General features: G+C 45.2%; 20 protein-coding genes. 12 read left to right on the forward strand and 8 right to left on the reverse strand.

The genetic code is table 11. The features are described from left to right. Positions 1-27 precede the first annotated feature (27 nt). The 3 genes from porM to LL912_RS23805 are packed head-to-tail and all read left to right on the forward strand — an operon-like array spanning position 28 to position 3,309. On the forward strand, positions 28-1,542 hold the full coding sequence (gene porM / locus LL912_RS23795; protein ID WP_235556130.1) for a type IX secretion system motor protein PorM/GldM: 1,515 nt from the start codon (positions 28-30) through the stop codon (positions 1,540-1,542). A gap of 45 nt (positions 1,543-1,587) precedes the next feature. Then, a complete protein-coding gene (gene porN, locus LL912_RS23800; protein WP_235556131.1) occupies positions 1,588-2,634 on the forward strand; it encodes a type IX secretion system ring subunit PorN/GldN in 1,047 nt (348 codons plus the stop codon). Positions 2,635-2,643: 9 nt separating this feature from the next. Beyond that, complete coding sequence (locus LL912_RS23805) at positions 2,644-3,309, forward strand: outer membrane protein (protein WP_235556132.1); 666 nt, start codon at positions 2,644-2,646, stop codon at positions 3,307-3,309. 77 nt (positions 3,310-3,386) lie between these two features. Here LL912_RS23805 and LL912_RS23810 read toward each other — a convergent pair whose 3' ends face one another. From LL912_RS23810 to LL912_RS23820, 3 genes are all read right to left on the reverse strand, one after another. Next, positions 3,387-3,899, reverse strand: coding sequence for an RDD family protein (locus LL912_RS23810; protein WP_235556133.1), 513 nt, complete (start codon positions 3,897-3,899; stop codon positions 3,387-3,389). 52 nt (positions 3,900-3,951) lie between these two features. Then, on the reverse strand, positions 3,952-4,671 hold the full coding sequence (locus tag LL912_RS23815) for a DUF4197 domain-containing protein (RefSeq protein ID WP_235556134.1): 720 nt from the start codon (positions 4,669-4,671) through the stop codon (positions 3,952-3,954). A gap of 123 nt (positions 4,672-4,794) precedes the next feature. Continuing rightward, positions 4,795-5,343 carry a YqgE/AlgH family protein gene (locus LL912_RS23820; RefSeq protein ID WP_235556135.1) on the reverse strand — a complete coding sequence of 183 codons (549 nt, stop codon included), beginning with the start codon at positions 5,341-5,343 and terminating at the stop codon, positions 4,795-4,797. 135 nt (positions 5,344-5,478) lie between these two features. Between LL912_RS23820 and LL912_RS23825 the strand changes: the two genes are divergently transcribed. After that, positions 5,479-6,819 (forward strand): sensor histidine kinase, encoded by a 1,341-nt coding sequence (locus LL912_RS23825; protein ID WP_235556136.1) that lies wholly within the window; start codon positions 5,479-5,481, stop codon positions 6,817-6,819. A gap of 71 nt (positions 6,820-6,890) precedes the next feature. Continuing rightward, positions 6,891-7,349 carry a copper resistance protein NlpE gene (locus LL912_RS23830; RefSeq protein WP_235556137.1) on the forward strand — a complete coding sequence of 153 codons (459 nt, stop codon included), beginning with the start codon at positions 6,891-6,893 and terminating at the stop codon, positions 7,347-7,349. Here the strand turns inward: LL912_RS23830 and LL912_RS23835 are convergent. Then, positions 7,346-7,996 carry a peptidase M10 gene (locus tag LL912_RS23835; RefSeq protein WP_235556138.1) on the reverse strand — a complete coding sequence of 217 codons (651 nt, stop codon included), beginning with the start codon at positions 7,994-7,996 and terminating at the stop codon, positions 7,346-7,348. The genes LL912_RS23830 and LL912_RS23835 overlap by 4 nt on opposite strands. Before the next feature lie 172 nt (positions 7,997-8,168). Between LL912_RS23835 and nth the strand changes: the two genes are divergently transcribed. The 3 genes from nth (at position 8,169) to LL912_RS23850 (ending at position 14,031) form a co-directional block, all read left to right on the forward strand. Next, positions 8,169-8,822, forward strand: a complete 654-nt coding sequence (gene nth, locus LL912_RS23840) for an endonuclease III (protein WP_235556139.1) — start codon at positions 8,169-8,171, stop codon at positions 8,820-8,822. A 519-nt stretch (positions 8,823-9,341) separates the two neighbouring features. Next, positions 9,342-12,500, forward strand: coding sequence for a SusC/RagA family TonB-linked outer membrane protein (locus tag LL912_RS23845; protein WP_235556140.1), 3,159 nt, complete (start codon positions 9,342-9,344; stop codon positions 12,498-12,500). A gap of 16 nt (positions 12,501-12,516) precedes the next feature. Then, positions 12,517-14,031 (forward strand): RagB/SusD family nutrient uptake outer membrane protein, encoded by a 1,515-nt coding sequence (locus LL912_RS23850; protein ID WP_235556141.1) that lies wholly within the window; start codon positions 12,517-12,519, stop codon positions 14,029-14,031. Between the two features lie 82 nt (positions 14,032-14,113). Here the strand turns inward: LL912_RS23850 and LL912_RS23855 are convergent, their stop codons facing one another. The 3 genes from LL912_RS23855 to folD all read right to left on the reverse strand — a co-directional run bounded on the left by LL912_RS23855 (position 14,114) and on the right by folD (position 17,298). Further along, positions 14,114-15,241, reverse strand: a complete 1,128-nt coding sequence (locus LL912_RS23855) for a M42 family metallopeptidase (protein ID WP_235556142.1) — start codon at positions 15,239-15,241, stop codon at positions 14,114-14,116. Positions 15,242-15,740: 499 nt separating this feature from the next. After that, positions 15,741-16,322 (reverse strand): 7-carboxy-7-deazaguanine synthase QueE, encoded by a 582-nt coding sequence (locus tag LL912_RS23860; RefSeq protein ID WP_235556143.1) that lies wholly within the window; start codon positions 16,320-16,322, stop codon positions 15,741-15,743. A 97-nt stretch (positions 16,323-16,419) separates the two neighbouring features. Next, positions 16,420-17,298, reverse strand: coding sequence for a bifunctional methylenetetrahydrofolate dehydrogenase/methenyltetrahydrofolate cyclohydrolase FolD (gene folD / locus LL912_RS23865; protein WP_235556542.1), 879 nt, complete (start codon positions 17,296-17,298; stop codon positions 16,420-16,422). 360 nt (positions 17,299-17,658) lie between these two features. On the opposite strand from folD, the gene LL912_RS23870 reads away from it, so the two are divergent. Genes LL912_RS23870 through LL912_RS23880 form a run of 3 tightly spaced genes read left to right on the forward strand, consistent with a single transcriptional unit; the run spans position 17,659 to position 23,494 of the window. Further along, positions 17,659-20,790, forward strand: coding sequence for a SusC/RagA family TonB-linked outer membrane protein (locus LL912_RS23870; RefSeq protein WP_235556144.1), 3,132 nt, complete (start codon positions 17,659-17,661; stop codon positions 20,788-20,790). Between the two features lie 16 nt (positions 20,791-20,806). After that, positions 20,807-22,495: a SusD/RagB family nutrient-binding outer membrane lipoprotein gene (locus LL912_RS23875; RefSeq protein ID WP_235556145.1), complete on the forward strand. Its 1,689-nt coding sequence runs from the start codon at positions 20,807-20,809 to the stop codon at positions 22,493-22,495. 12 nt (positions 22,496-22,507) lie between these two features. Next, positions 22,508-23,494: a DUF1735 domain-containing protein gene (locus LL912_RS23880; RefSeq protein WP_235556146.1), complete on the forward strand. Its 987-nt coding sequence runs from the start codon at positions 22,508-22,510 to the stop codon at positions 23,492-23,494. Between the two features lie 484 nt (positions 23,495-23,978). Here LL912_RS23880 and LL912_RS23885 read toward each other — a convergent pair whose 3' ends face one another. Next, positions 23,979-24,950 carry a hypothetical protein gene (locus LL912_RS23885; RefSeq protein ID WP_235556147.1) on the reverse strand — a complete coding sequence of 324 codons (972 nt, stop codon included), beginning with the start codon at positions 24,948-24,950 and terminating at the stop codon, positions 23,979-23,981. 544 nt (positions 24,951-25,494) lie between these two features. Here LL912_RS23885 and LL912_RS23890 point away from each other — a divergent pair. Further along, complete coding sequence (locus LL912_RS23890) at positions 25,495-26,022, forward strand: SusD/RagB family nutrient-binding outer membrane lipoprotein (RefSeq protein ID WP_235556148.1); 528 nt, start codon at positions 25,495-25,497, stop codon at positions 26,020-26,022. Positions 26,023-26,330: the final 308 nt, after the last annotated feature.

Below are 26,330 nucleotides of genomic sequence, written 5' to 3' on the forward strand. Positions count from 1 at the left end.
ATCAAAATCAAGTAAAGGAATTCTATTATGGCTTTACCACGAGAGCCGAGGCAGAAGATGATCAACCTGATGTATTTGGTGCTGACAGCATTGCTGGCGCTGAATGTATCATCGGAGGTATTGAATGCATTTAAGACGATCGATAAGAGCTTGACGAATGCCAATGAAACCATCGATAAGAAAAATAAGACCATCTTTGTTTCACTGGAAGAAAAAGCAAACGATCCCAAAACCCAGGAGTTGGCCCAGATCTGGATGCCAAAAGCGGAAAAAGCCCGCCAGCTTTCCGATGACCTGGTTACCTATATTGAGTCCTTAAAGACCCAGATCAAAACCGCATCCGGGCTCAATCCCAAAACAGGAGCTTACAAAGAAAGCAACCTGGATGTACCTACCCGGATCATGGTGGATAAAAAACAGGGTGAGGATCTGCTGAAAAAGCTGACGGGATATAAAACAGCCATCTTATCGATCGATCCGGAAATCAACAACGAGTTCCAGCATGCCCTGCCCCTGGATCTGAGCATGCCCGAAGTAAAGAACAGCAATAATAAAACCTGGTCCGCCGCCTATTTCAGAAGCACGCCTTCTGTTGCCGCTATTACCATTCTTTCTAAATTCCAGAACGACGTTAAGAATGCCGAATCTCAGGTAATCGAGTTTTGTCACAATAAGATCGGGGCGGTAAAAGTGGTGTACGATGAGTTTCAGGCCCTGGCAACCGCCAATGCACAGTACCTGCTGCCGGGCCAGGAGTTTAATATCACCGCGGGCGTAGGGGCGTTTAGTAAAAATGCACGTCCAACCGTAACCATCGATGGCGCGGCAGTGCCCCTCAATGCAAACGGACTGGCCGAATATAAAACCGTTGCCGGAGGCCCGGGCACCTATACCAAAAAGGTAAATATCTCTTTTGTAAAGCCCGATGGCACGACTTCAGTAATCACCCGGGATATTACCTATACGGTGGCCTCTCCAACGGGGTTAACGGTGAGTGCCGATGCGGTAAAAGTATTGTATGTAGGGCTGGATAACCCCATCTCCGTAGGTGGCGGAAGTGGTACCAGCGCCGATCAGCTGCGGGTTTCCATCAGCCAGGGCAGTATTTCCGGTTCGCGCGGAAAATATACGGCTCGTGTAACCACACCGGGCACAGCAACTGTTTCTGTAAATGATGGAAAACACACCAGTAATTTTGAGTTCCGGGTAAAATCGGTACCCTCGCCCACCGCCATGGTTGGGGCCAGCAAGGGCGGCCGGATGCGGGTGAACGATTTCAAAGCACAGGCGGGCGTAAGAGCCGAACTGGAGAACTTTGTATTTGAAGGAGTGAAGTTTACCGTGTCCAGTTATACCATGACCTTTGCCGGAGCAGGTTACCCCGAGTTTATGCACAAGGCCGTTTCCGGAAACTCATTTAATGCAGCCCGGTCGCTGATTGAACGGGCACAGCCCGGAAGCACCATCACGATTGATGAGATCAGGGCTACCGGACCAGGTGGCACAAGAACGCTGCCGCCTATTGCGTTTAACTTATATTAATGGATCGTTTTCCGGGCGCCGGCCCGGAAGAAAAAAAATATACTGATGAAATTGAACATGTTTATGGCCGCTTGTCTGACAACAGGATTGCTTTCTGTTTCAGTAAACAGCTTTGCTCAACGGAGTGCGTACGATACGCCCATTTCCTCCTCCGCTAAAAAGCCGGCGGCTCCCAAAGCCAACACGCCTAAGGACGCTGCAACGCCCGGACAGCCGGATCCGGATAAATCCCCGGTAACGGATAGCATCCAGGCAAATCTTCCCATTGAAGTGGTAGAAGAGGCGCAGGGAGGCGGTTTGTTTAGCGGATCTTCAAAATCGCTCCGTAAAGACAATGTACTGGAAGATGATATGTCCGACAGTACCGCCACTCCGCTGCCTTATACGGCCCTGTATGCCTCGGATGCCTTATACCGGGTAAGAGTATGGCGTACGATTGATGCGCGGACACAAAAGAATGCCCGCTATTTCTTTAACAAAGCGATCGATGGTGACGAAAATGCCCGGTTGATTAATATTATGCTGAAGGCGGTAAAGGACCACGGTGTACAGGCATTTAGTAATATCGACGACCGGTTTACCACACCCATCAGCTACGATGAAGTGGTGGCTTCCTTTGGTGGGGGAAAAGACACGGCTGCAAAATATGATATGGACGGGAATATCGTGGGTTACCAGGTGAGAAGCCGCATGGTGTCCGGAGATTCGGTTTATAAATTCCGGATCAAAGAAGAATGGGTGTTTAATAAAAGAGATGGTAAAACCTATATCCGTATCCTGGGGATTGCTCCGTTGTCTTCCTATACCACTTCTGATGGGTATACGGTTGCAAACAGTGAACACGCGCTGTTTTGGCTGTATTATCCGGACTTGAGAAAAACACTGGTTAGAAGCAATATCGTAAACCCGCTGGATATGGGTGGCCGCATTACCTGGGAGGAAGTATTTGAAAACCGGTTGTTCGACAGCAAGGTGATCAAATCTTCACTGGATGCAGAGAACGGATTTAATGAAAACCCGCTTACGGAGGCGCATGCAGCTGAAATTCAGCAGCAGTTGAATAACCTGAGTCGGCGTATGTGGGGCAAATAATAATAAACTATGAAAGTAAAAGATTGGATCCTTTTTGCAGGATTTGTTGGCAGCAGTTTGTGTTCGGTAGCCCAAAGTAACGGGCAGAAAGATTATATCGCCCAAAAAAGCCATGTCGGGATTACGGCTGGCGGGCTGGGCTATTCAGGTCGGTATGCCGTAAAAACCCCGCTGGGTACGCATACTTCTTATGCAGTTTCCGCCTTCTATGATCATAGCATGATCCTGCCTTCCCAGCTCTTTGTAAGAGGGGAGTTGTTATTTGGCGCATTGCGGGGAAATAATCTCGACGAAGATGTAAGCGGGCCCAAAGGAAAGTTTAATGCCAACATTCTGGAGGCTACGGTTAAAGCAGAATATGATATCCTGAATGATGCGGTTACCCGCTGGTCGCCCTATGTACTGGCTGGGGCGGGAGCTTACGGACTGTTTAATTACGCATCTACCAACGGGTTTAAAGAGCGCTCAGATAAACTGGGTTTTATTCTTCCGGTAGGGGGTGGTGTTAAATACCGGGTAAGTAACCGGGGGCGCATTTTCCTGGAGGGCAATGTACGGTTCCTTTCAAAAAACCTGGATAATCATAATCCGGATGGGAGCAATAACCCCAACAAGTATTATTCACTCGGACTTGGATTTTCCTACTCGCTGCAGAAGAGCAACCAGTTGTGGTAAAAGAATGAAATCTCAATAAAAAAGCCGGGTAGTGTCCGGCTTTTTTATTGAATACAGGAGATAGAAAAAGCGCCTGTTTATTTTTTAACGACCAGCGTGCCCGCCATTTTATCGTGCAAGGCTTGCTTTTTATCGTCCCACAACACCATCAGGAATCCGATAAACACGATGATGGCGGAGATGATTTTACCAAAATAACGACCTGTGGCATTCAGAAAACTGATACGCTGCCCATTCATACCGGTTACTTTTAATCCAAGCGCCATTTTACCCAGGGTAGCCTGTTTGGCACTGGATTCCATCAGCGCAAAATAAAGCCATTGAATGACCAGTGGCACACTGTTGCTTTTCCAGTAGGCTGCATAAATAGCCCCGGTATCGGCATTATAAAGTACTTCGCGGGAAAAGCCAAGGCCAAAAATGTTATTGAGAACAGCACCCGCCACTCCAAGGATTACCCCGTCAATCAGGACCGCGCCCAGGCGCTCCCAAAATGTGCCGTATACGGCGGGCGGCGCCTCGTTAAAGAGATTTGATTGCTGCTGACGGTTAAAGCCAGGCTGTTGGTAGTTGGGATTGTTTTCGTTCATAAGTATTGATTTAGTAGTTTAAAAACGTACCGTTTGCCGGTTGATGGCCGTATTATTGTCCGCCCCTCAGCCGCATTTGCTGGTCGGCATATCCAAATACCCGCTTTAGGAGATCGGTTTTGCGGAAGGCCAGGTTGGTGCGGATCTTTTCTTCTTCATTTCCTACATAAAGGAACATTCCATCGATTGCACGGGCTGCTATAAAATCATTGAGGTTGGGTTCCAGTTTTTTTCCGAGAAAGGGAATGGCATTGTATGCTTTGGCAACCGATTGGTAATCCCGGTCGGCACCACTGGTGCGAACAGTGTTGTCTACAATCGGGCGGAATTTGGTCATCAGCTCGGGCGACATCTGCGCTTTGAAGAATTCGGTAGCTGCATGCCGGTTGTTGGTCAGTAAAATGGAAGCCGCATCTGTAATACTCATATTTTTAACAGCGTTTACAAATACCGGTTTTGCCTCCGTAACGGCCTGGCCCATGGCATTGGTGAATTTGGAAGTCATCTGATTTACCAGCGAGCTCAGTCCCAGGTCACGCAGGGTTTTCTCAATTTTTGCAGCATCGCCGGGAAAGGCAAAACGAACCAGCGGGTTGCCCTGGTTGGGATTCGCAAAAGCTTCAAAACCGCTAAAGAGTCCCTGGGTAAGCGCTGCCCGAAGGCCATTGGCCATTTCCAGCTGCGAGAGACCACCGGCGACGGATTGCAGGGTGTCGCAGCCCGAGAAACAAACAGATAATCCTAATACGATAGAAAATAATAAGCGTTTCATGGATATGGATTGAGATTTGAGATTTGAGATTTGAGATTTGAGATTTCAACCTGTTAAGGTACGAAGAATACGTGAATACGTACCAGCGAGCCGGGTATAGGCACTCTGGTTATTTGCCGAAAACTAATTCAACCGCGGATCGATCGGCGCGTTGACGATGAGTTTATAATCGCCGCCAAGATGTGTAAGAATGTTTTTCCAAAGCGCTGTTTCATCATCGCCAAACAGGAATTCACGGGTAGCTTTTGCAACAATCCAGGTTTTTTCTTCCATTTCAAAGTCCAGCTGGCCTTCTCCCCAGCCGCTGTACCCCAGAAAGAACCGTACTTTTTGCGGTTCGATACGGCCTTCGGATAAAAGGGCTGCCAGTATTTCGAAATCGCCGCCCCAGTAAACACCTTCCAGTACTTCCTTGCCGCCGGGGATCGCATCGGGATACTGATGCAAAAAATGCAGGTTATCCAGTCCAACCGGTCCGCCTTCATATACCGGGAAATCAAAACCTTCAAAATCCGGTACCAGGTCTCCGATGGTATGACGGGTTTTCCGGTTCATCACAAACCCTACTGTTCCGGTGGCATCATGCTCGCAGAGGAACACCACGGTGCGTACAAAATTGGGGTCGTTCAAATGTGGATTGGCTATCAAAAAACTGCCGCTTTCCGGTTCCATTAGTTGCTTCGATTATATAATAATAACATTGAATGCTTCTATAAAAGCAAGTTAAAGTATAAAGGTAAACAGATTTATGGTTTTTACAGATGCGGATCGATGATTATATTTGCTTTTACCCAGTTTTTAACGTTCGTGAAAAAATTATTTGTACTCATAACCGTTCTGATCTCGCTTTCGCTTTTGGGGATTATCCTTTTCCAGGTTTCCTGGCTGAAGAACGCAGCCATTTTGAGGGAAGACCAGGTACGCCAAAGGATCGACAATGCGGTGAATGAAGTGGGGCTGGAACTGATTCAGTTTAAAACGCAATACAGTACGCCTTATAACAACGACATCCCGTTGTTCCCGCGGTCGGCGCACGACTTCTTTAAGCGTAATACCATTCATGCCAAGATGAGCCACCAGAAACTGTATGAGCGGATCCGGAAGGCATTTGATCGTGCCGGACTGGAAGACCTGGGGTTTGAGTTTATGCTTATGCTGAGAAGTGATCAACCTTTCGACCCGGTCGAAAAACAGACGCCCAACTATGTTCAGGCAAATGCAGATACCGTACATAATTATTCTGCAAAAGGGGTGGGGATCGTAGTATCAAGCGGTTCTGCGTTTGAAAACCCGGATGAGGCATTGTTTGTAGTTGCACTCGATTACAAAAAGCTGGTATTGCGGTCGCTCACCGGCAACATCCTGCTGGCCATCCTCTTTACCCTGGTCATTATTGCTGCCTTTTTTGTAACGGTATATACCATGTTGCGGCAAAAGAAACTTGGGGAGATAAAGAATGATTTTATCAATAATATGACCCACGAGTTCAAGACGCCGATCGCTACGATCTCGCTGGCCGTGGATGCACTGAAGAACGAGAAGGTAATGTCGAGCAGGGAACGGATGTCGTATTTCAGTGGTATCATCAAAGAAGAGAATCAGCGCATGAACAAGCAGGTTGAAGCCATTCTGAAAGCCTCCCAGTTTGAAAAACAGGAAGTGGAGCTGGATAAAGGCCCGGTGCATGTGCATGAAATTATAAAGCTGGTGGCCGATAAATTCCTGCTGCAGCTGCAGGAAAAAAATGGCCGCGCAGAATTGGCTTTAGGCGCTTCCAATGATCTTATCAAAGGAGATGAAGTGCATTTTACCAACCTGGTTAACAACCTCATTGACAATGCAGTAAAATATTCAAAGGAGCATGTGCCCATTCATCTGAAGATCAGCTCCTATAATTCGGGTGATAAGCTCATCCTGAAATTTGAAGACAATGGGATCGGCATGACGCGGGAAACACAGAAGCGGGTTTTTGAAAAGTTTTACCGGGCGCATACCGGTAACCTCCATAATGTAAAAGGCTTTGGCCTGGGATTGAATTACGTTAAATCCGTAACTCAATCACACAACGGATCCATAAAGGTAGAAAGCACACTGGGCCGGGGAAGTGTGTTTACCCTGGAGTTTCCGTTGGAAACAGATGCCCGCTGATATCCCGGAACCATGGTTTTAACGGCGGACACGGAGCCGATAGCAGTACATCCTAAATAAATGGAACCGGAATGAAATGCATATATATCATACTGGCCTGCTGCATTGCAGGCTGTGTTGCGGATAGCGGCAAAAGCAAACCAGGGCGGGATTCGGCAGCATATACATATACATTATCTGCGCCCCCGGATTCCGGCAAAGCGCAACATGCGGATGCCACTACGGTAGAAGGTACCTACTCCGGTCTGTTGCCCTGCGCAAGCTGTGAAGGGATCGAAACGGCAATTACGCTGTATGCGGACCGGTCGTTCCTGATGAAGGAGATTTATAAAGGGGAGCAGCCCGATTCTTTTATCAATAAGGGCAAATACGAAATTAAGGACCAGGTTCTTTATTTAAAAATAGATGGGGCCGGTGTGGAGCGGCCTGTTATGTACACTGTAACCCCCAATGCCCTTACCCAACTGGACATGAACGGAAAAGAAATACAGGGTAGCTTTGCCGGGCATTACAGGCTGATCAAAAATTAAAGCAGGGTTTGATGATCGGGGTGCCAGATGCTGCTGAAATCTCCGATAACAGCCTTGTTGTTTTTAAAAGAAAGACGTTCGATTTTTAAGAGCGCAATATCTTCCTTTCTTACCTTTCGGTAAACCGGGAAAAGGGTGCCTCCCTTGGCACCTGCCGGTTGATCCGGTTCATACTGGTATGCCGCATCCACCAATGTGCCGCGTGGGTACATAATACCCGGAATGCCTTTGCCCCGGAAGTCAAGATCCGCGGGATGTTCCAGCCCCAGCGTATGGCCATATTCATGCGCGGCAGTAGTGGAACCTTTATACAGGTTTTCCAGTTTAAAATACCCGGTATTACAACCCAGCCCATCCACAAAGGAGATATTGCCATGCGCATACGCTTCGATCCTGAAATAATTATTCCGCGGATCATCGTTGCCCAGTATTTCTTCGGGGGCAATCTCAGGTGCATAGGCTGCGGTAATACGGAACTGTACCCGCCGTTCGGTTCCCTCCAGCCAAACAGTTCCCTGCGGTTCATTCCACATGGTTTCGATCTCTTCCCTGATCTGCCCGGTAAGCGCAGTGTCGGCCGCATTGCCATATGTAATAATATGCGAAAGGACCTGCACGGTGTTGTTACTGCATTCAATAATACCCATGGAGGAAAGTTAAGGCAAATTTCCGGGATGAAGCCACTGCGGTACAGAACACAGATTCTTTTAATGCAACAACCTTGGTGGCTGTTTTTAATTTAGAAAAGCCAGAGGCTTCAGTATTTTCAATGCCTCAGTGGCAATAGGCCATATCCCCGTATTTTTGTAGGTTTGTTTGATGACAAAAAAAGAGCGCTATCAGTTTGTAGTCAATTATTTCCAGGAGCATATGCCCAACCCTGAAACCGAGCTGGTCTATGATAATCCTTACCAGCTGCTGGTAGCGGTGATCCTTTCTGCACAATGCACCGACAAGCGGGTCAATATGACTACTCCGTTTATTTTTGAAAAATATCCCGATCTGCCCAGCCTGAGCAAAGCAAGTTTTGACGAATTGTTCCCGCTGATCCGCAGTATTTCTTATCCCAATAATAAAACCAAACACCTGATCGGCATGGCTCAGAAAGTGATGCAGGATTACGGCGGGGAAATCCCCATGACAGTAAAGGAGCTCATCACGCTTCCGGGGGTGGGGCGAAAAACAGCAAACGTGATCACTTCGGTGGTGGAGCAACAACCCAATATGGCGGTAGACACGCATGTGTTTCGCGTAAGTAAGCGGCTCGGGCTCGTTCCTCAAAAGCTTACCACACCTTTGGCCGTTGAGAAGGAGCTGGTAAAGAACATTGCCCCGGAACTGATCCACAAGGCACATCACTGGCTTATTCTGCATGGCCGGTATACCTGCCTGGCAAGAAATCCCAGGTGCAGGGAATGCGGGCTACAGCAGATCTGCCTTTATTTTCATCAGCTGCTAAAACAAAATGCCTGAATTTTTTTTCAGAAAATACGATAAGTGTCTTTTTTACGTTTTGATAATGTTCCCCGGGGCAATCGCATTTCTGGTTGCGCTTCCGGACACAGCGAACCGGCAACGCCGCTATTCCGATAAAAAGAAGGAGCTTCCCTCTTCATTGGTCTTATTTGTGGATAAAAGAATACGGCTGTTTTGAATTAAAATTTTTTGTACAAATGTATTGGCATACAGATTGCTGTAATAATTGGTGATTTTTGCAATAACGTTTTAGCGAACCTTACTTGAAGCGCGAATGCATAACCTGTTGCCATGAATCAATTGTACTGGAACAAATTTTTTTGAACAGATCCATCTCTGTTTGCAGGATTGAGCCCGTCCGTGTAACCGGCCATGGATACCACAGGATTAAACAGGATGTAAATCCATTCGGTGCTGATGGATTCAATCCATGTTGAGAAGAGAAGCTTTTGAACCCCTAAAAATTGATACACTATTGCAGAACACATTGAGCCTTTAAATCATTTTTTATTATATATGAGAAATCGTAAACGCTTGCCTGGGTTTATCTCAGGAGCCTGTACAAGAGCGAGGAGATGTCTTGTTGCAACCGCTATAATGGGAGTGGCCCCTGCGGTAACAATAACGGCAACGCCTGCCATTGCATTTCAGCAAACAAAAACAACCGTAACCGGCAAGGTAACCGATGATAAGGGGGGGGCACTGCCGGGAGCAACCGTTCAGGTGAAAGGTACGCAAACAGCCGTAGTTACCAACGAAACCGGCGCGTTTTCGATCAATCTGGACAATGCCAATGCAACATTGGTATTTAGCGCTGTTGGATATGCGAACCGCGAAGAACCCGTGAACGGCAGAAGCGATCTGGGTGCCATCGTACTGCAGCCATCCAAAACAACTTCATTGGATGAGGTAGTGGTGATTGGTTATGGTACGGCAAGGAAATCGGATCTGACGGGAGCGGTGGCCACCTTAAAATCGGATAAGCTGATGGATGCGCCTGTGCCCAATATTACTCAGGCATTGCAGGGAAAGGTTGCGGGAGTTGAAGTAAGCGTGAACAATAATGCGCCGGGGGCAGGCGCTAAAGTACGCATCAGGGGGCTTGGATCCATTAATTCCAGCCTCGATCCGCTATATGTAGTGGATGGTGTGGTGGGTGTTGACGCCAATACTTTAAACCCCAATGATATTGCGTCCATGGAGATACTGAAGGATGCATCATCTACGGCTATTTATGGTGCCCGGGGAGCTAATGGTGTGGTAATGATCACAACAAAAAGAGGACGTCGCGGAGGAACGCAGGTGTCTTATGAAGGAAATGTGAATGTGTCGCAATTGTCCCGGCACCTGCGCTCGTTGAATGCCTCCGAGTTCATGAAAGTGTATAACGATGCCATGGCAAATGCCAATAAATTTAATCCGGATCCGGTAAACAGCCCCTATATACCGCCGCCCGCACTAAACCACCAAAACTATCCCAATTTGTTTGATGCAAACGATCAGCCCATTTATAATACCAACTGGGAGTCGGAAGTGTATAAACCTGCTGTTTCGACCAGCCATCAGTTGAATTTTCAGGGAGGAAATGAAAAAACGACTTTTGGACTTTCATTGGGCTATTTGAATCAGAACGGGATTATGACCCAATCCTGGTTTAAGCGCTATTCGGCGCGGTTTACTCTGGATAATGAGGTAAACAAGTGGTTAAAGGTTGGGGGAAGCATCGGTGTTGTAAAAGGATTGCAACGGATGGTATCTGATGGAAACGGAGGCCTGAACGTTCCCCGGATGGTAGCGGAGGCGCTTCCGATCCTGCCGGTTAAATATTCAAATGGCGTATGGGCCGGCAACAGTGATATAGCGGGTATGGAAGGTGGCGCCAATCCGGTGCATATAGCCTCCAACCGTTATTCCCTCAATAATACCATTCAGGCCCTGGGTAATACCTATCTGTTATTCCGGCTCGCCAAAGGACTGGAGTTCAAATCTGATTTTGGTTACAACCTCAATAACCTGAAAAATAATTTTTATTCAGCGATGGACTTACATAATCTGTCGATGGACGCAGGAGGAGAAGCAAATTTAAATACTTATCAGAACGTATACTGGCAATCGGAGAATTACCTGACCTGGAACAAAGAGTTTTCAACCGGGCACCGGATGACTGCCATGCTGGGAGCGTCCTGGCAGAAATATAACCAGGAGCGCCTGCGGGCAGATAATCAGCAATTCATCGATGATATTTTCCAGTGGCATTATTTACAGGCAGGTGCTGTAAGAAATGCTTCGGAGTCTGAAGACTACCAGTGGGCGATGAACTCTTATTATGCAAGGGTCACTTATAATATCCAGAACAAGTATTTATTTACGGCTACGGGCCGTTATGACGGTTCGTCCAAGTTCGGCAAAAACAATAAATATGCCTTCTTCCCTTCACTGGGTGTTGCCTGGCGGGCGTCTGAAGAGGATTTCCTGAAGAACAGCAATGTTGTCAGCGATCTGAAAATCAGGGCAAGCTATGGCGCTGCCGGTAATCAGGAAATTGATCCCTACACCTCACTGCAAAAAATCCAGCCCGGCTCTACCATATTGCGGGGCAGTCAGGCCACCACCCTGGTTCCTACCAATATGGGAAACCCCGATTTAAAATGGGAAGTATCCTGGCAGGGCGATGCTGGTGTTGAAATGGGACTTTGGAACAACCGCGTATACCTGACCGCAGATGTATATTCGCGTACCACAAAAGACCTGTTGTTGCAAACACCGATCCCCTGGTCGGCCGGGTTTGACCAGGCCTATGTGTACCGCAACATCGGGTCGGTAAGGAATACAGGGTTGGAGGTCAGCCTGAACACAGTGAATATTGATCGCCCCGATTTCAAATGGTCGACCAATTTTATCTTTGCCACCAACCGTAACCGGATTCTGCAATTGAATGACGGCAATGCAGATATTTTTCCGGGTCCGAACTTTTTGGGACAGACCAATATCCTGCGTGTAGGAGAAGCGATCGGCACGTTCTGGGGAAGAACCCGTTTGGGTACCTATAGTGAGGACGAGGCAGCGCTGGCTGCCACACAGGGGTTGAAACCAGGCGACCGGAAATACCTGTTAGATGCAGATGGTAAAGAGCATTACGGTGTTATCGGCAGAGCAAATCCCAAATGGACGGGAACCTTTTCAAGCACCATCAACTACAAGAATTTTGACTTTTCTTTTGATATCCGTTTTGTTCAGGGAATGAATACGGCGGCCACTTTTAAACATTCAACTGAAGACCGGCAAACAATCGCCAACAGCCTGGCAACGGTATTGGATGCCTGGACTCCCGATCATCAGAATACAATGATCTCCCAGGTGCGGCCCTATAAATTTGCCCAGGATTCCAAATTTGATACCTGGTGGGTAGAAGACGGGTCATTTATCCGCGGACAGAACTTTATATTGGGTTATTCCATTCCTAAAACAACCGTTGATCGCTGGAATATTCAAAAGTTAAGAATTTATGCAAGTGTTCAGAACCTGTTTCTAAGTACAAAATATACCGGCTATGACCCTGAAGTAGATACGTATAACACAAGAGTGGGGAGCAATGGAACCTTTTCGCAAAACCTCGATTTCTTTTCCTACCCGCGCCCGCGTGTATGGAACCTTGGGGTGAGCCTCATTTTCTAACAATAAAACATAAATAATGAAAAATAGAAAATATATAACAGGTGCGGTATTGGTGTTGCTGCTTGCGTCCTGTACCAAGTTTCTGGAAGAAAAGCCTACTTCTTTTATTACACCCGACTCCAAGCTCACCAGTGGTAAGGTGGCACGGGCTTTCGCAGACGGCTGCTATCAGAATTTGAGCAAAGCAGTGTTGGGGGGGCAGCCTTCATCTTACGGGGGCAATACCTGGAACCTGATGGAATATATGACCGGAAAATCCGGAAGCGACCTGGGACAAACAAATTATACGATGTTCCAGAACCTCACCTATAACAACACTTCGTTTTATTTTGATACCTGGTGGCAGTACTTATATAAAGGCATTGGGGCCTGCAATGAAGCCATTGTTTCGATTCCGAAAATAGTAGCCGGGGATCTAAGTGATGAGTCAAAAGCCAATATGTTGGCGGAAGCCCATACCTTAAGAGCGCTCTATTATTTTTACCTGGTTCGTATGTACGGAGCGGTTCCAAAAGTGACGGAATTGGCTACTAGTTTCGACCAGTTGAGACTACCAAGAACGCCTGCCAAGGCTATTTATGACAGTGTGATCATTCCGGATCTGCTTATTGCAGAAAAATCTACGCTGGGCTGGAGAAGCAGCACCGGAGCCATTTCCATGGGCGCCGTTAAAGCGATCCTGGCAGATGTGTATTTGACCTATGCCGGAGCGGCCATCAATGGCGGTAACGCTTATTATGCGGAATCTGCCAAGCGCTCCCTGGAGATCATTAATAATGGCGGGTATAGTCTGTTTCCGGAATATACCGATATGATTAACCCGGCCAATAAGAATACGAAAGAATTTATATTACAGGTACAGTATTCCGCTGCCGCCAATCAAAATAATCCATTAACACCCCTTACCATTCCGAACTACTCCGGCATCTCCAAGTATTCTGATGAGTATGGATCGGTTTACCCTGCAAAACAGTTCATCGCATCCTTTCCGACGGGGGATAAGCGGGCAAAGGAGCGTCAGTTTTTTTACAGCAGTTATCCCAGTGCCAAGGATGGCAAGCTCGTTACTTTTTCACATCCTTACCTGTATAAATGGTTTGATGTAAATGCGGTAACCAACACGGTTAAATCGGATCTGAACTATACCCTGTACCGGTATGCCGATGTACTGCTGATGTACGCAGAAGCGTCTAACCGGGCCGAAGGAGGACCCAATGCTGTTGCCCGGAAAGCCTTAAATGATATCCGGGCCCGGGCTCAGCTCACTCCGTTTATCGGAACCGGACAGGATGCTTTTGAAAAAGAAGTATGGCTGCAGCGCTATTTTGAACTATGCTTTGAAAATAAAATGTGGTTTGATATGCTGCGGACGAGGAAGGTGCACAATGATGTAACCGGCAACTGGGATAATTTCGTTGGCCATAAAACGGTATTCAATGCCACGTTCTCGGAAAAGCAATTATTATTCCCCGTGCCTAAACAGGAAACCGATGTGAATCCGAACCTGTTACCTAATAATACCGGGTATTAAACTGTTAAAAGCTCAATGTAAAAGCCGTTTCCTGCGTCCTGAAAAGGCCTGAAGGAAACGGCTTCTCTTTTTGAAGTATGGGTTACAAATAACGCAAATTGGTTTTCGGCGTTAATGCCAGTAAGGTTTCATACATCAGCCGGATCGTATTTTCAATATCCTTTTTGTGGATCATTTCCACAGTCGTATGCATATACCGAAGCGGCATGGAAATGAGCACGGAAGGACAGCCATCATTGGCGTAGGCAAACGAGTCCGTATCAGTACCGGTACTACGGCTCAGCGCCCGCCATTGCACCGGTATCTTGTTTTCTTCGGCAACTTGTTCCACAAAGCCCAGCAGTTTATTATGTACCGCCGGCGCATAAGCCAGGGAAGGACCATTGCCACACCATACATCACCTTCAATATTTTTATTGATCATGGGGGTATTGGTGTCATGGGTAACATCGGTTACAATCGCCACATCGGGTTTAATCCGGCGTGCGATCATCTCCGCGCCCCGTAACCCGATCTCCTCCTGTACGGCATTCACTACATACAGGCTGTACGGCAAGGTTTTTTTATTTTCTTTCAGCAACCGGGCCACCTCCGCAATCATAAACCCGCCAACGCGATTGTCAAAAGCACGGCCTACAAAATGGTCGCCCGCCAGTTCATCAAAGCCATCCTGGTAAGTAATCACGGCGCCAACATGGATACCCAGGGCTTCAATTTCTTTTTTGCTGCGTGCTCCGCAGTCCAGCCAGATGTTTTCCGTTTTGGGTTGGGTTTCATTTTCCTTGCCAATGCGGGTATGAATGGCAGGCCATCCGAACACGGCTTTTACCGCCCCCTTTTTACCATGGATCAACACCCGCTGTGCCGGGGCAATCTGGTGATCGGCGCCGCCGTTCCGTTTTACATAGATCAATCCTTTATCGGTAATATAATTCACAAACCATCCAATCTCATCCGCATGCGCCTCAATAACCACTTTAAAGGGTTGGTCGGGATTGATGATGCCCACCGCGGTGCCGTAAGGGTCTACAAAATGCGTATCAATGTACGGCTTCAGATAGTCGAGCCATAATTTCTGTCCCCAGGATTCAAATCCGACCGGGGAAGCATTGTTAATATAGTTCTTGAGAAACTGTAGTGCTTCGTCTGTCAATATCGGTTTGGAGGCCTTGCCCTTTTTTCCTTTCTCTTTTGTTGTTGATTTTGCCATAATGCTCATTTAAGATCCTCAAACGTACATAAATTTTATTAAGAATCGGCAAGGGGAGGGTGCTAACCGTTTTTGAAAGAATACGTTCGGCATTTGCTATCAGCGTTCAGCCATCAGTTGAGCGTTCAGCCGATTATGCCCGGGATCACAGGTTTGGCCGCCCGCATCGGGTGTAAGATGAAACTAACTGCCCACGGCAGGCCAGCGTGAAACGCCCGTGCCGGGAATGTGGAATAACGAATACAAAATAAGAAATGTAGAAGTGATGATACCACTACTGCTTCCTGATCTGTCCTTCGGAAAGTGATCACCAATAAGGAATATTAAATGTAAACGTGCAGTTGCCGTTCCTGCTTCGTGAATTTCCTTGGGCTGATATTCATAGACGCTAAATGGCTGATGTTGGACATCTGGTATCCAGCATCCAAAATCTGACATCAAGCATGAAAACGGATCCGACCCGTCACGGCGGGCACGCCTGAAACCTTAAACAAAAAAATTATGGTACATGAATGTACTTGTGGATCTGCAGGCTCAGTTCCCATTTCGGGTGCTGTTTGATGTAGTCAACAATCAGCGGGGTCATAACAGCGGCCTTGCTCCATTCGGGCTGCAGGTATAGTTTACAACCAGGCGCAACCTGCGCGGCAAATTGTTCTCCCCAGGCAAAATCGCTTTTGTTATACACGATGATCTTTAATTCGTTGGCCAGCGGCAGGATCTCCGGCAAAGGCTGTTTGAATTTTTTCGGAGAAAGACAGATCCAGTCCCAGATACCGGAAAGGGGGGCGGATCCCGATGTTTCGATATTGGTAGCGATACCATTTTCCCGGAGCGCCGTGGTCAACGCATCCAGCGGATGCAGGAGCGGTTCGCCGCCGGTGATTACGGCAATCGGCGTATTGGTTTTTTTTACGGCCTCCACAATAGCAGCAACCGTCTGGTGCGGGTGTATATCAAAGGACCAGCTTTCTTTCACATCACACCAGGTGCAGCCCACATCACATCCGCCAAGGCGAATAAAGTAAGCCGCTTTTCCCTGGTGATATCCCTCGCCCTGGATGGTATAAAAATGTTCCATTACGGGGTAACTGCCGTTAAATATTGCCGGGGCGGTATTTGCTGTCTGGGATTTGATAGTTGGAATTTAGAATTTGAGATTTAGGATTTAACCCGCCTTAGTTCCGGTTGTCACAGGCCTTAAATGTATTCTTCATCAATGCCGCAATGGTCATGGGGCCCACGCCACCCGGAACCGGGGTAATAAAGCTTGTTTTGGGCGCAACATCTTTAAATGCAACATCGCCCACCAACCGGTGCCCCGATTTTTTGCTGGCGTCTTTGATCCGGGTAATACCCACGTCAATGACCACGGCACCATCCTTCACCATATCGGCGGTTACAAATTCAGGAATGCCGATCGCGGCCACAATAATGTCGGCCTGCAGGCAGATCTCTTTCAGGTTGGTTGTTTTTGAATGGCAAAGTGTTACCGTGCAATTGCCGGGGTTGGAGTTATTGCTCAGCAAAATGCTCATCGGGCGGCCCACAATATGGCTCCGGCCGATTACCACCGCATGCTTGCCCCTGGTTTCGATTTTATGATGCTCCAGGAGCAGCATAATACCATAAGGCGTAGCTGAAATAAAGGCCTCTTTTTCTCCCAGGGTCATTTTCCCGATGTTCACCGGGTGAAATCCGTCCACATCCTTGCCCGGATCGATGGCTTCAATAACCTTTTTTTCAGAAATATGCTCCGGAAGCGGCAGTTGTACCAGGATTCCGTCTACATCCATATCCTCGTTAAGCTCCTCTATTTTTTCCAACAGTTTCAGTTCCGTTACATCTTCCTCGTAATGAATAAGGGTGGATATAAAGCCAATCTCATTGCAGGCCTTTACCTTGGATGCCACATAAGTTTCGCTGGCCCCGTTATTACCCACTAGGATGGCGGCCAAGTGGGGGACTTTTTTACCCGTGGCCGCGCGCTGTGCTACATCGATCTCAAGGGAATCCAGGATCAGTTTTGCTGTTTCTTTTCCGTTCAGTAGTTGCATAGGCTGCAAACCTACAGAAAGTTTAGGAGGGGTGCGAAAAATTTTAGGCAGAACACCGAATCTGCGAAAATCTTGCACAGGATTAATTTTTTTCTAAAAAACAGATTGACTTAAATCAATTTATTGGAAAATGTCTAATTTTTTAGGTAATTTATAAATTGATGAGAATCAATTTATAAGGTTGTTTATACAACTATTGCGAGCAAGAACCTTGAATATAATGGTAAGAAAAAGTTAAAAAATGGCGAATTAACTGTTAAAAAAATGTATTTTCATGCCTGAGAAATGTTGACAATCCACCAACCTAAATGATTGATCAATACTATCTGACTTTAATTCATTCTTAACAAAAAAAATTACATGAGAAAAATTGTAGTATTGCTTACAATGCTTATGTCCATTTGCATGATGGGCTACTCACAAACTAGGATTGTAACAGGAACTGTGGTTGACGAAAGTGGAAGCCCAATACCTTTTGCAACCGTAACGGTATTGGGAACTTCAAAAGCTGCCGCCGCAGATGAAAATGGAATTTTTTCAATTCAAGTATCCGGTAATCAAACATTGGAGATTTCAGCTACGGGATTCAAATCTGTTGAAAAGAAAGCTAATGAAAATTTGAAAGGGATTATCCTTTACAAAAGTGGCAAGGAAACAATAGAAGAAGTGGTTGTTACGGCATCGGGTTTACGGATGTCCAAAAACAAGGTTGGCTATGGAAGTACCGTACTTACTTCAGACAAACTGGTTCAGGCCTCTCCACAGAATGTAACTTCTGCATTAGCTGGTAAAGTGCCAGGTTTACAAATCAACGCGGTTAATGGTGGCGTAAATCCAAATTTTAGCGTGGTGCTGAGAGGGTATAGGTCTATTACTGGAAACAATCAGGCGCTTATTGTTTTGGACAATGTAATTGTTCCCAACGAAGTTGTAGGAAATATGAATCCAAATGATATTGAAAATATTTCTGTCTTAAACGGCGCTTCTGCAGCTGCACTGTATGGCTCCCGAGCTTCCAATGGAGCGTTGATTATCACTTCAAAAAAGGGATCCTATCTTAAGACGGATGTGACCCTTTCCCAGACTATATCCGCACAGAGTGTTTCTTTTTATCCAAAACTTCAGAAAAAATACGGATCCGGTTCTACGGCATATTTGAAGGAATACCTGCCTTACGAAAACCAGCAATATGGCCCTGCTTACGACGGATCGATGGTCGAAATAGGGGATTTTCCTCTGCCGAGCGGTAAAACGCAAACCGTGCCCTATTCTTGGAACAGTAAGGAAGGGAAATTGAATTTCTGGAAGCCGTCTGTGACGTCTCAAACAGATCTGTCCGTTTCAACACCAACTGGAAAAGGCCGTATTTATTTTGGTGCACAGTATATGAACGCAAATGGAGTGATTGAAGATGACAATTTTAAACGTACCACGTTCAGCCTGGGAGGCACAGAGAAGATTTATCCTAGTTTGACCCTTGACTATTCCATGAGGTATACCCAGAATGCATATAATACCGTTCAGACAGGTGTTTTGGCCGCTCTTTATGATCAAATTCTGAACACACCTGGTCATATCCCAATTACGAGGTATAAAAACTGGCAGGTAGATTCTTTTGCCATGCCTGATTTTTACTACAACGCCTTTTACAACAACCCGTATTTTATTAAGGATAATAACCGTTCCAGGACCAAGAATGAATATCTGTTAGGTAATGTGTCTTTAAAATATTCTCCTCTTAACTGGCTGGATCTAACGGGACGTTTGGGCATTACTTCCCGAAATAACAATACAAAAAACTGGACGAATATTTACCGATTTAGCCAATATGCAAAAGACCATACAAACGGATCTTATAAAAAATCGAATGTGACGGGCAGTGTTAGTGATGCAATGGGAAATGAAATTACGCTCATCGGAGATTTTCTGGCTACCTTTAAAAAGAAGGTGTCTGATTTTGATCTGCAGCTAAGTATCGCTAGTCAATTGATTCAAGAAGAAGGTAAAAGCTTGAACGCCGGTATTAACGGATTGGGCGTACCGGATGTATTTAATATCTCAAATCAGATTGCTCCACCCACAGCCGGAGAGAGTAATTATAGAACCCGCACAGTAGGGTTTTACGCTGATTTTTATGGAACTTGGAAAAACTTACTGACCCTGCACTTAACCGGAAGACGTGATGAAGTTTCTGTATTGGATCCCGGTTTTAATGTGTTTTACTATCCTGCCGGAGACCTTTCATTATTATTGCATAAGGCAATTCCGGCGATTGCCAACAGTAAAGTAATCAATTCCCTAAAAATCCGGGGGGCGATGAGTAATGTGGGGAACGTAAATCTTGGACCTTACCGTACGAAACCCACCTTTGGTCAGGGCGCTGGCTATCCCTATTCAGGTAATGTTGGCTACAGCATTGGTAATACAATTGTCCAGGAAGGCTTGAAACCTGAATTTACCTTTTCAAAAGAAGCGGGGTTCGATGTTGACCTTTTGAATAACAGGATATCGGCTTCGTTTACTGTGTATGCACAGGAAACAAAAAATCAAACAATGCCGGCGAGTATTACGCAATCATCAGGCTTTTCTACTTATATAACAAATACAGGGAACACCAAGGGAAGCGGTGTAGAAGCAAGTCTCTCAGTGACGCCGATTCAGAAAGAGGATCTTACAGTGACGGTTGGGGCAAATTACACTTATAATAATAATAAGGTAGTGGACCTGGGCTTGGGAGATCTGAAACTGTTCAGAATGCTATTCTTTGGTGATGGCACAGGTGTGTATGCAGCAACGGGAAAGGCCTTTCCCGCGTTGTATGCAACTGATTATTTAAGAGATTCTGCATCTGGGAAAGTGATTGTAGATGCGGTAACAGGGTATCCTACATTAAATCCGAATATCAAATATGCCGGTAATACCCAACCGCTTCACCGTTTAGGACTGAATCTGGATGCAAATTTTAAAGGTTTTTCATTGAGGACTCTTTTTGAATATAGAGGAGGCTACGTAATGTACAACGGATTGGGTGCTACCCTGGATTTCTCGGGGGCCGGTGTGAATACAGTAATGTATGACCGTGAACGGTTCGTATTCCCAAATTCTGTATACAAGGATCCTTCAACAGGGAAATATGTTGATAATACCAATATAACGGTAGCAGACGGTGGGGCAAACTTCTGGACTCAAAATGATCCGAGACGCGCGGTGACGATGAACTACGTCACCTCAGGTGCTTTCTGGAAACTTCGGGAACTGTCCTTAAGCTATAGCTTACCAAAAAATCTACTATATAAAACGAGATTTGTCAAAGGTGTGGTGCTTGCTGCTATTGGCCGAAATCTGTTTCTTTGGACACCCAAGTCCAACGTGTACACTGATCCTGAATTTACAGCCAATGCAAATGGAACGGGAAACAGTATTGGGTTGAATGATCTAGGCCAGATACCTCCGTCCCGATACTACGGCGGTACGTTAACCATTAAATTCTAATAAATAAGACATGAATATGAAAAAGATTTCGTTATATGTATTTATACTTTCCCTGTTGGGATCAGGAGCTTGTAAAAAATTTGTGGATATTAACGGAAATCCCAATGCTCCCACAGGAAAAATTGATGAAGAAGTACTAATGCCAAAAACGATCGTAGAATATGCCAATGGTGGTCCCGCGGCAGATATCTATGGCGGTAGCATGGTAGGGTATTTGGTAAATCCTGGGGGGGTATCTGGATTTGGGTCTGTCATTACCTACAATTACGGCCCCGGAGACTTTGCAGGTTTCTGGAATATTTATGACAACATTCAGGATCTGAATGAGATCATCAGAAGAGGAGAAACCGATCGCGATTTTCTCTATTACTCCGGAGCTGCTAAAGTATTGAAAGCGCTTAGTTATCAGCAGCTGGTCGATACCTATAATAACGTGCCGTACACCGCAGCTAATCAGGGACGCGAAAACTTGACTCCTGAGTATGACAAGGCTGAAGATATCTATAAAGCTATAGCAGATTTAATTGATGCCGCTATTAAGGATTTTACAGACGGTGCTACTAATGCTACTTCCTTGGCTTTGAGCAGCGCAAGAGATCCTCTTTTTGGAGGAGATATTATTAAGTGGAAACAGCTTGCAAATACGGTTAAACTTAGAATTATTTTAAGGGCGAAGGATAAAGTAGCATTTACAAATACCAATTTTAGCGCCGACGGCTTTTTAGCACAGGATGCTATTGTACAGCCGGGATATACCAATGTTGATGGGAAGGTTAACCCCACCTGGGGAAGAACTTATACGGTCGCAGGAGCTCAGGTAGGTGGAGGCTTGCAGCAACGAGTACCTTCCTTTTATATTGTTGGTTTTTACAATGGCAATAAGCTGAATGATAAATTTCGTGGGAATCTCTTATATCGTTCATTTCCAAATCCTGGTATGAACCAACTTGGATTTGACCCGGGTTCTGATGCAGCGGCACGCGTTAAAGCACCAAATGATTGGTTCCTTGCTTCGGGAACGCCTTCTGCCACCAATTTTCTTGGTGTTGGTATATTTAAAGGACCAGATGCTTTTCAACCTATCATGTTGGCGTCGGAAAGTTACTTTTTACAGGCTGAAGGTTCAATCAAAGGGCTTGTTAATGGCGTGAATGCTAAAACGGCTTTCGAGAATGGGATTTTGAATTCATTTTCCTATTTAAATAAGAATAAGGCTGGTATTACCGCGTCATTATTTGTAGATACAGTCAGCGGCGTTCTAGCTACAGATACATTGTCTATAGCTTCTCTTACTACTAGGCGTCGACATATTTCTCTTAACCCGCAACGGGAGTTTAATATATATAAAACAGATAATGCTGGAAGCTACCTTGTTAATTTTGATCTGGCAACGACCGACGAGCAGAGACTGGAGGCGATCATTACTCAGAAATACATTGCATTTAATATGTTGTTTGGCGGAGAAGCTTGGAATGAATACAGAAGAACCGGATATCCTAAAACGACCGCTCCTTCTGTCGCTAATAAGTTCACCAGTTTTGCATCCTTGCAATCTTTAGCTACTACGGCAGACAAACTGCCCACAAGAATTCAGTATCCGACGAATGAGTTTCAGTATAATTCTGCTAATGTAAATGCCCAAAAGGGAACGGCGCCAAACGGCGGTATTAATGTACTTGCGGATAAAATTTTCTGGGCCCGCTAATAATTATCATAAATGAAATCTATAAAAATGAAAAAAATATTTAGTGCCCTTGCTTTATCATTCGTTTTAGTTGGATTTAGTTCCTGTCTTAAGGATGATAGCGCTATTTTAAAGCCTGAACAGACGACAAGTGTTGTTGAATTAGGAACCTTTCAGGCGTTTACATCCTCGTCCTCAAATCCCATTAGACTGTATTCGTTGTCTTTTGATCTGTCTCCTTTGGATACCATTATTATTCCTGTTAATTATGCCGGTGGACGTCTAGCACAAAAAGACATACCCGTCAAAGTAGTGTATGATTCAAGCATTGTAAAAACTTTTAATGAAAAAGAATATGGTACTACAGTTGGATCATATAAAACTGCGTTGAAACCGGATGCTCTTACTGTAGGAAATGCAGTAATAAAAAAGGGGTCTAACACAACCGAGCTGGCAATAGCAATAAAGGTAAATCAAATAGCGTTTGATAAATCTTATGTTGTTCCTCTTGTTATTAGTGATGCATCCGGGGAAACTATTAGTGGAAACTTTTCAAAAATAGTTATTAATGTGTCGGTTAAAAACAGGTACGATGGACAGTTTACTGCAAACGGAACCTATTCTGACTTAACGTTAGGCGCTGCCGCAACAGCAAGGTATCCGAAAACGATAAACCTAATTACGCAATCCCCGAATTCTGTTGCATATTTTGATATTAATTTAAATGGAGGTACGTATGGTTATACCTTCTTCAATAACGGTGGAGGTAGTTTCTATGGTAATTTTGCTCCAGTATTCGTTTTCGATGACAATGGAGCTGTGTCGTCTGTCATAAATTATTATGGTCAGGGAACAAATAGCAGTGCTCGTTCGGCGGAAATTGATCCTACTGGAATTAATAGAATGACTTTTGGGTTAGATGGCAAACCTCAAAAATTGGAGGTAAGTTATTTTATGTATCAATCTGGTGCTAAACGATTAATCATAAGCGAGACGTTAACTTTTCAACATGCGAGATAGCAATTAAAAAGTACTAACTTTAGCTGAGAGAGAGACCGCGTTTAAATAAAACGCGGCCTTTTTTGTTAATCTTTCTTGGCAGAACATGGTGTTAACGAGTGTAATTGTCGTTATAGTTGTATAAAGAGGCCGTTGTTGCTTTTTGAGACTTAAAAATCTTTGAGTATTCGTTCACAATAAACAATAGTCCCATTGATGTATGTGGAAACATGGACCCATTGGATGTTGGTGGCTGTAGCAGATATTTGAGCTTCTACCTTACCCCAAGTTTAGTGGTATCAGAACAACTCTATCCTGTTGATCAATACTTATATAAAGTTCCTGGCGGAGTTGAGTATGCCTCGATATTTTTAATGAGAGAAAAGTGTTGATGCTAAACAGATAATAAATGGAAGAGGCTGCTTCATCGAAGCAGCCTCTTCCATTTTGATAAACACTGGAATATAAGACCCTGTATATTAAGTTAAACGGCTACCGGGTTTAGCTACTCAATTCCATATGAAAGTAATTGGTCATTTAGAATAAAATCAGTGCCATCTTGAAGTACTCCTCTACAGGTGACATAAAATTTGTCCTTCCCGGTAGCATTGTCTTTTTCAACCCTGAAAGTTCCGGTGGGTGTTTGGGAAAATAGCTCATAGCTAAATACATCCAGGATCGGACCATAACCCACAAGTGCATCGTTTGCGTTTCCCCGGAAAAATACATACTTGTTGATATCTCCATTTATATAATAGGATCCAAGCTCAGCGGGCGTATCATCTATTGCCTGCTGATTATAGCTAAAAATAGACATTCCTGAAGGCGAGTTGGCATCCATCAGTATCCGTCCCTTATAAATAATAATTCCATCGCTATTGGGAGAGAATATCTGCCCGGTAAGGTCGGTGCTCGTTAAGGGGATTTTGAGTTTTCCTCCTTTTGCCTTCAGCTTCGCAGAGTCAAGGGAATAGTATCGATTATTAATGAATGACCAATACAGGGAGGTGGTTTCTACAATCTTGGTCCATTGAATATTTCCAACCAACAAAATCGTTGAATCCACATCTACCTCATATCCGATGAACTTTGATACTTTCTGTACACTTGAGATCGGGCCATCGGGCATGGTGGTATTGGGATACCCGATCAGGTAGGCGGTAAACCGGTCTCCGGAAAAATCCGCAGTGATCAGGTCGCCGTTCCTGCCGGTGATGGAGGTGATCCCAACACCTGCCTGCCCGGTAATATAATTGACAGGGTGGGTAAGCGTGGTTCCAAAGTCCAGGTTGCTGGATTTATAACGTCCGTCTGCCGGATCCAGCCAGATCTGGGCGCTAAGCAGCTCTCCGTACCCAGGCAAGGTCATGACCGTTTCAGGTCTCTTTTCGGGTGTGTTGTTACCGGAAAGGGGAATTTCTTTTTTGGTGCAGCTGAAAAGCACGATCAATGGGAGGAACAAAATGCTGGTTTTCATAAACAGTAATTTTTAAAGGTTATGGAGATAATAACAAATCACTTCCTAGTTAAAATATTTAATCGATACTTAACCGGTGGGGGTAGCGCGCATCTATTTTCCGTGGTACATAGAATACAGGGCCATTGTTACGGCTTGGGAAATTTTTGATGAATAATTGGCTGCAGCGTTTTACGGGGCCTGAAATGCGGGCTGCTCAAAACGTGCGGTTGATTTGTACTCCCGTCCCGAAAAATGTGGGTCCCGATTGCAGGGACTATTCCCCCCAATTGTTATTGATGTCGGATATCATCCGGTTTTGGGATCTGCTTACTTGCCCTGCTTCGAAAATCAGCAGGCGAAAAACGGGAAAAAACGGTTCATTTTAGGCTTTTTATTAAAAAAACATTAAAAAATAGATTGATTTAGATCAATTTTATTTCATTTTTTTAACTAACGACCATTTGTAATAAGTTGTTGTAAATCATCTGGATCGGTTTTTCATTTAATGTTTAATTGCAGAAAATACCGGCAACCAATCTGCTCATCAGGTCTTTATATACTGTTGCGGCATCATCGTACACCGGCTGCAAATACCTATTCTGATTATGCACGGCCGGGCCCAAAAGTATATGCTGCCACAGGCCCGGTTGATTTTTTAGATTATGCGGAGCTTGAATTTTTGCGCGCGGAGGCCGTGGAAAGAGGCTTCAATGTTGGGGGTACGGCTGCCGAGCATTATGCAAATGCGATAAAATCGTCCATCGTCTATTGGGGGGGAACCAATGCAGAAGCTGATCTTTATTTAGCCAACCCGCAGGTAGCCTATGCTACGGCTACAGGGGGCTGGAAACAAAAGATCGGGTTCCAGAAATGGATCGCACTTTATAACCGCCCTTATGACGGTTGGCTTGAAGTACGACGGTTGGATTTTCCAAAGCTCACGCTGCCCGTTAATGCTTTTTCCGGTTTTCCCAACAGGTTCCGTTACCCTTCAAATGAGCAATTGGTAAATAAAGCCAATTATACAAGTGCCGCCTCCAAAATCGGGGGTGATGAAGTAGAATCCAAACTCTGGTTTGATAAATTTTAGGGACCAGGGTTTTAACAAATAAAACGTTACATAAGTTGCACCGGCCTGAGGGCCGGGTGTAACTTTTTTGCTTTATTGGGAAATTGCTAACAGACCTCCTGGAGAAAGATTGTTATCCGAGATTTAAGTTTTGGGTCGTTGGCTAAATTCTTCGGAATTTTTACCATGTTTTATTGCTGAATCTTCAAAATGAGGCTTGATTTGGATCAAATTTTTTAATTTTTTCAAATAACTATTTATGCAATGCAAATTATTGTAAATCAATCAAAAATGTTCGCTATGCAACTATTCTAATTCTTAATTAACGG

The sequence above is a fragment of the Niabella agricola genome, from assembly GCF_021538615.1.
In the GTDB taxonomy this organism is placed as follows: Bacteria; Bacteroidota; Bacteroidia; order Chitinophagales; family Chitinophagaceae; genus Niabella; species Niabella agricola.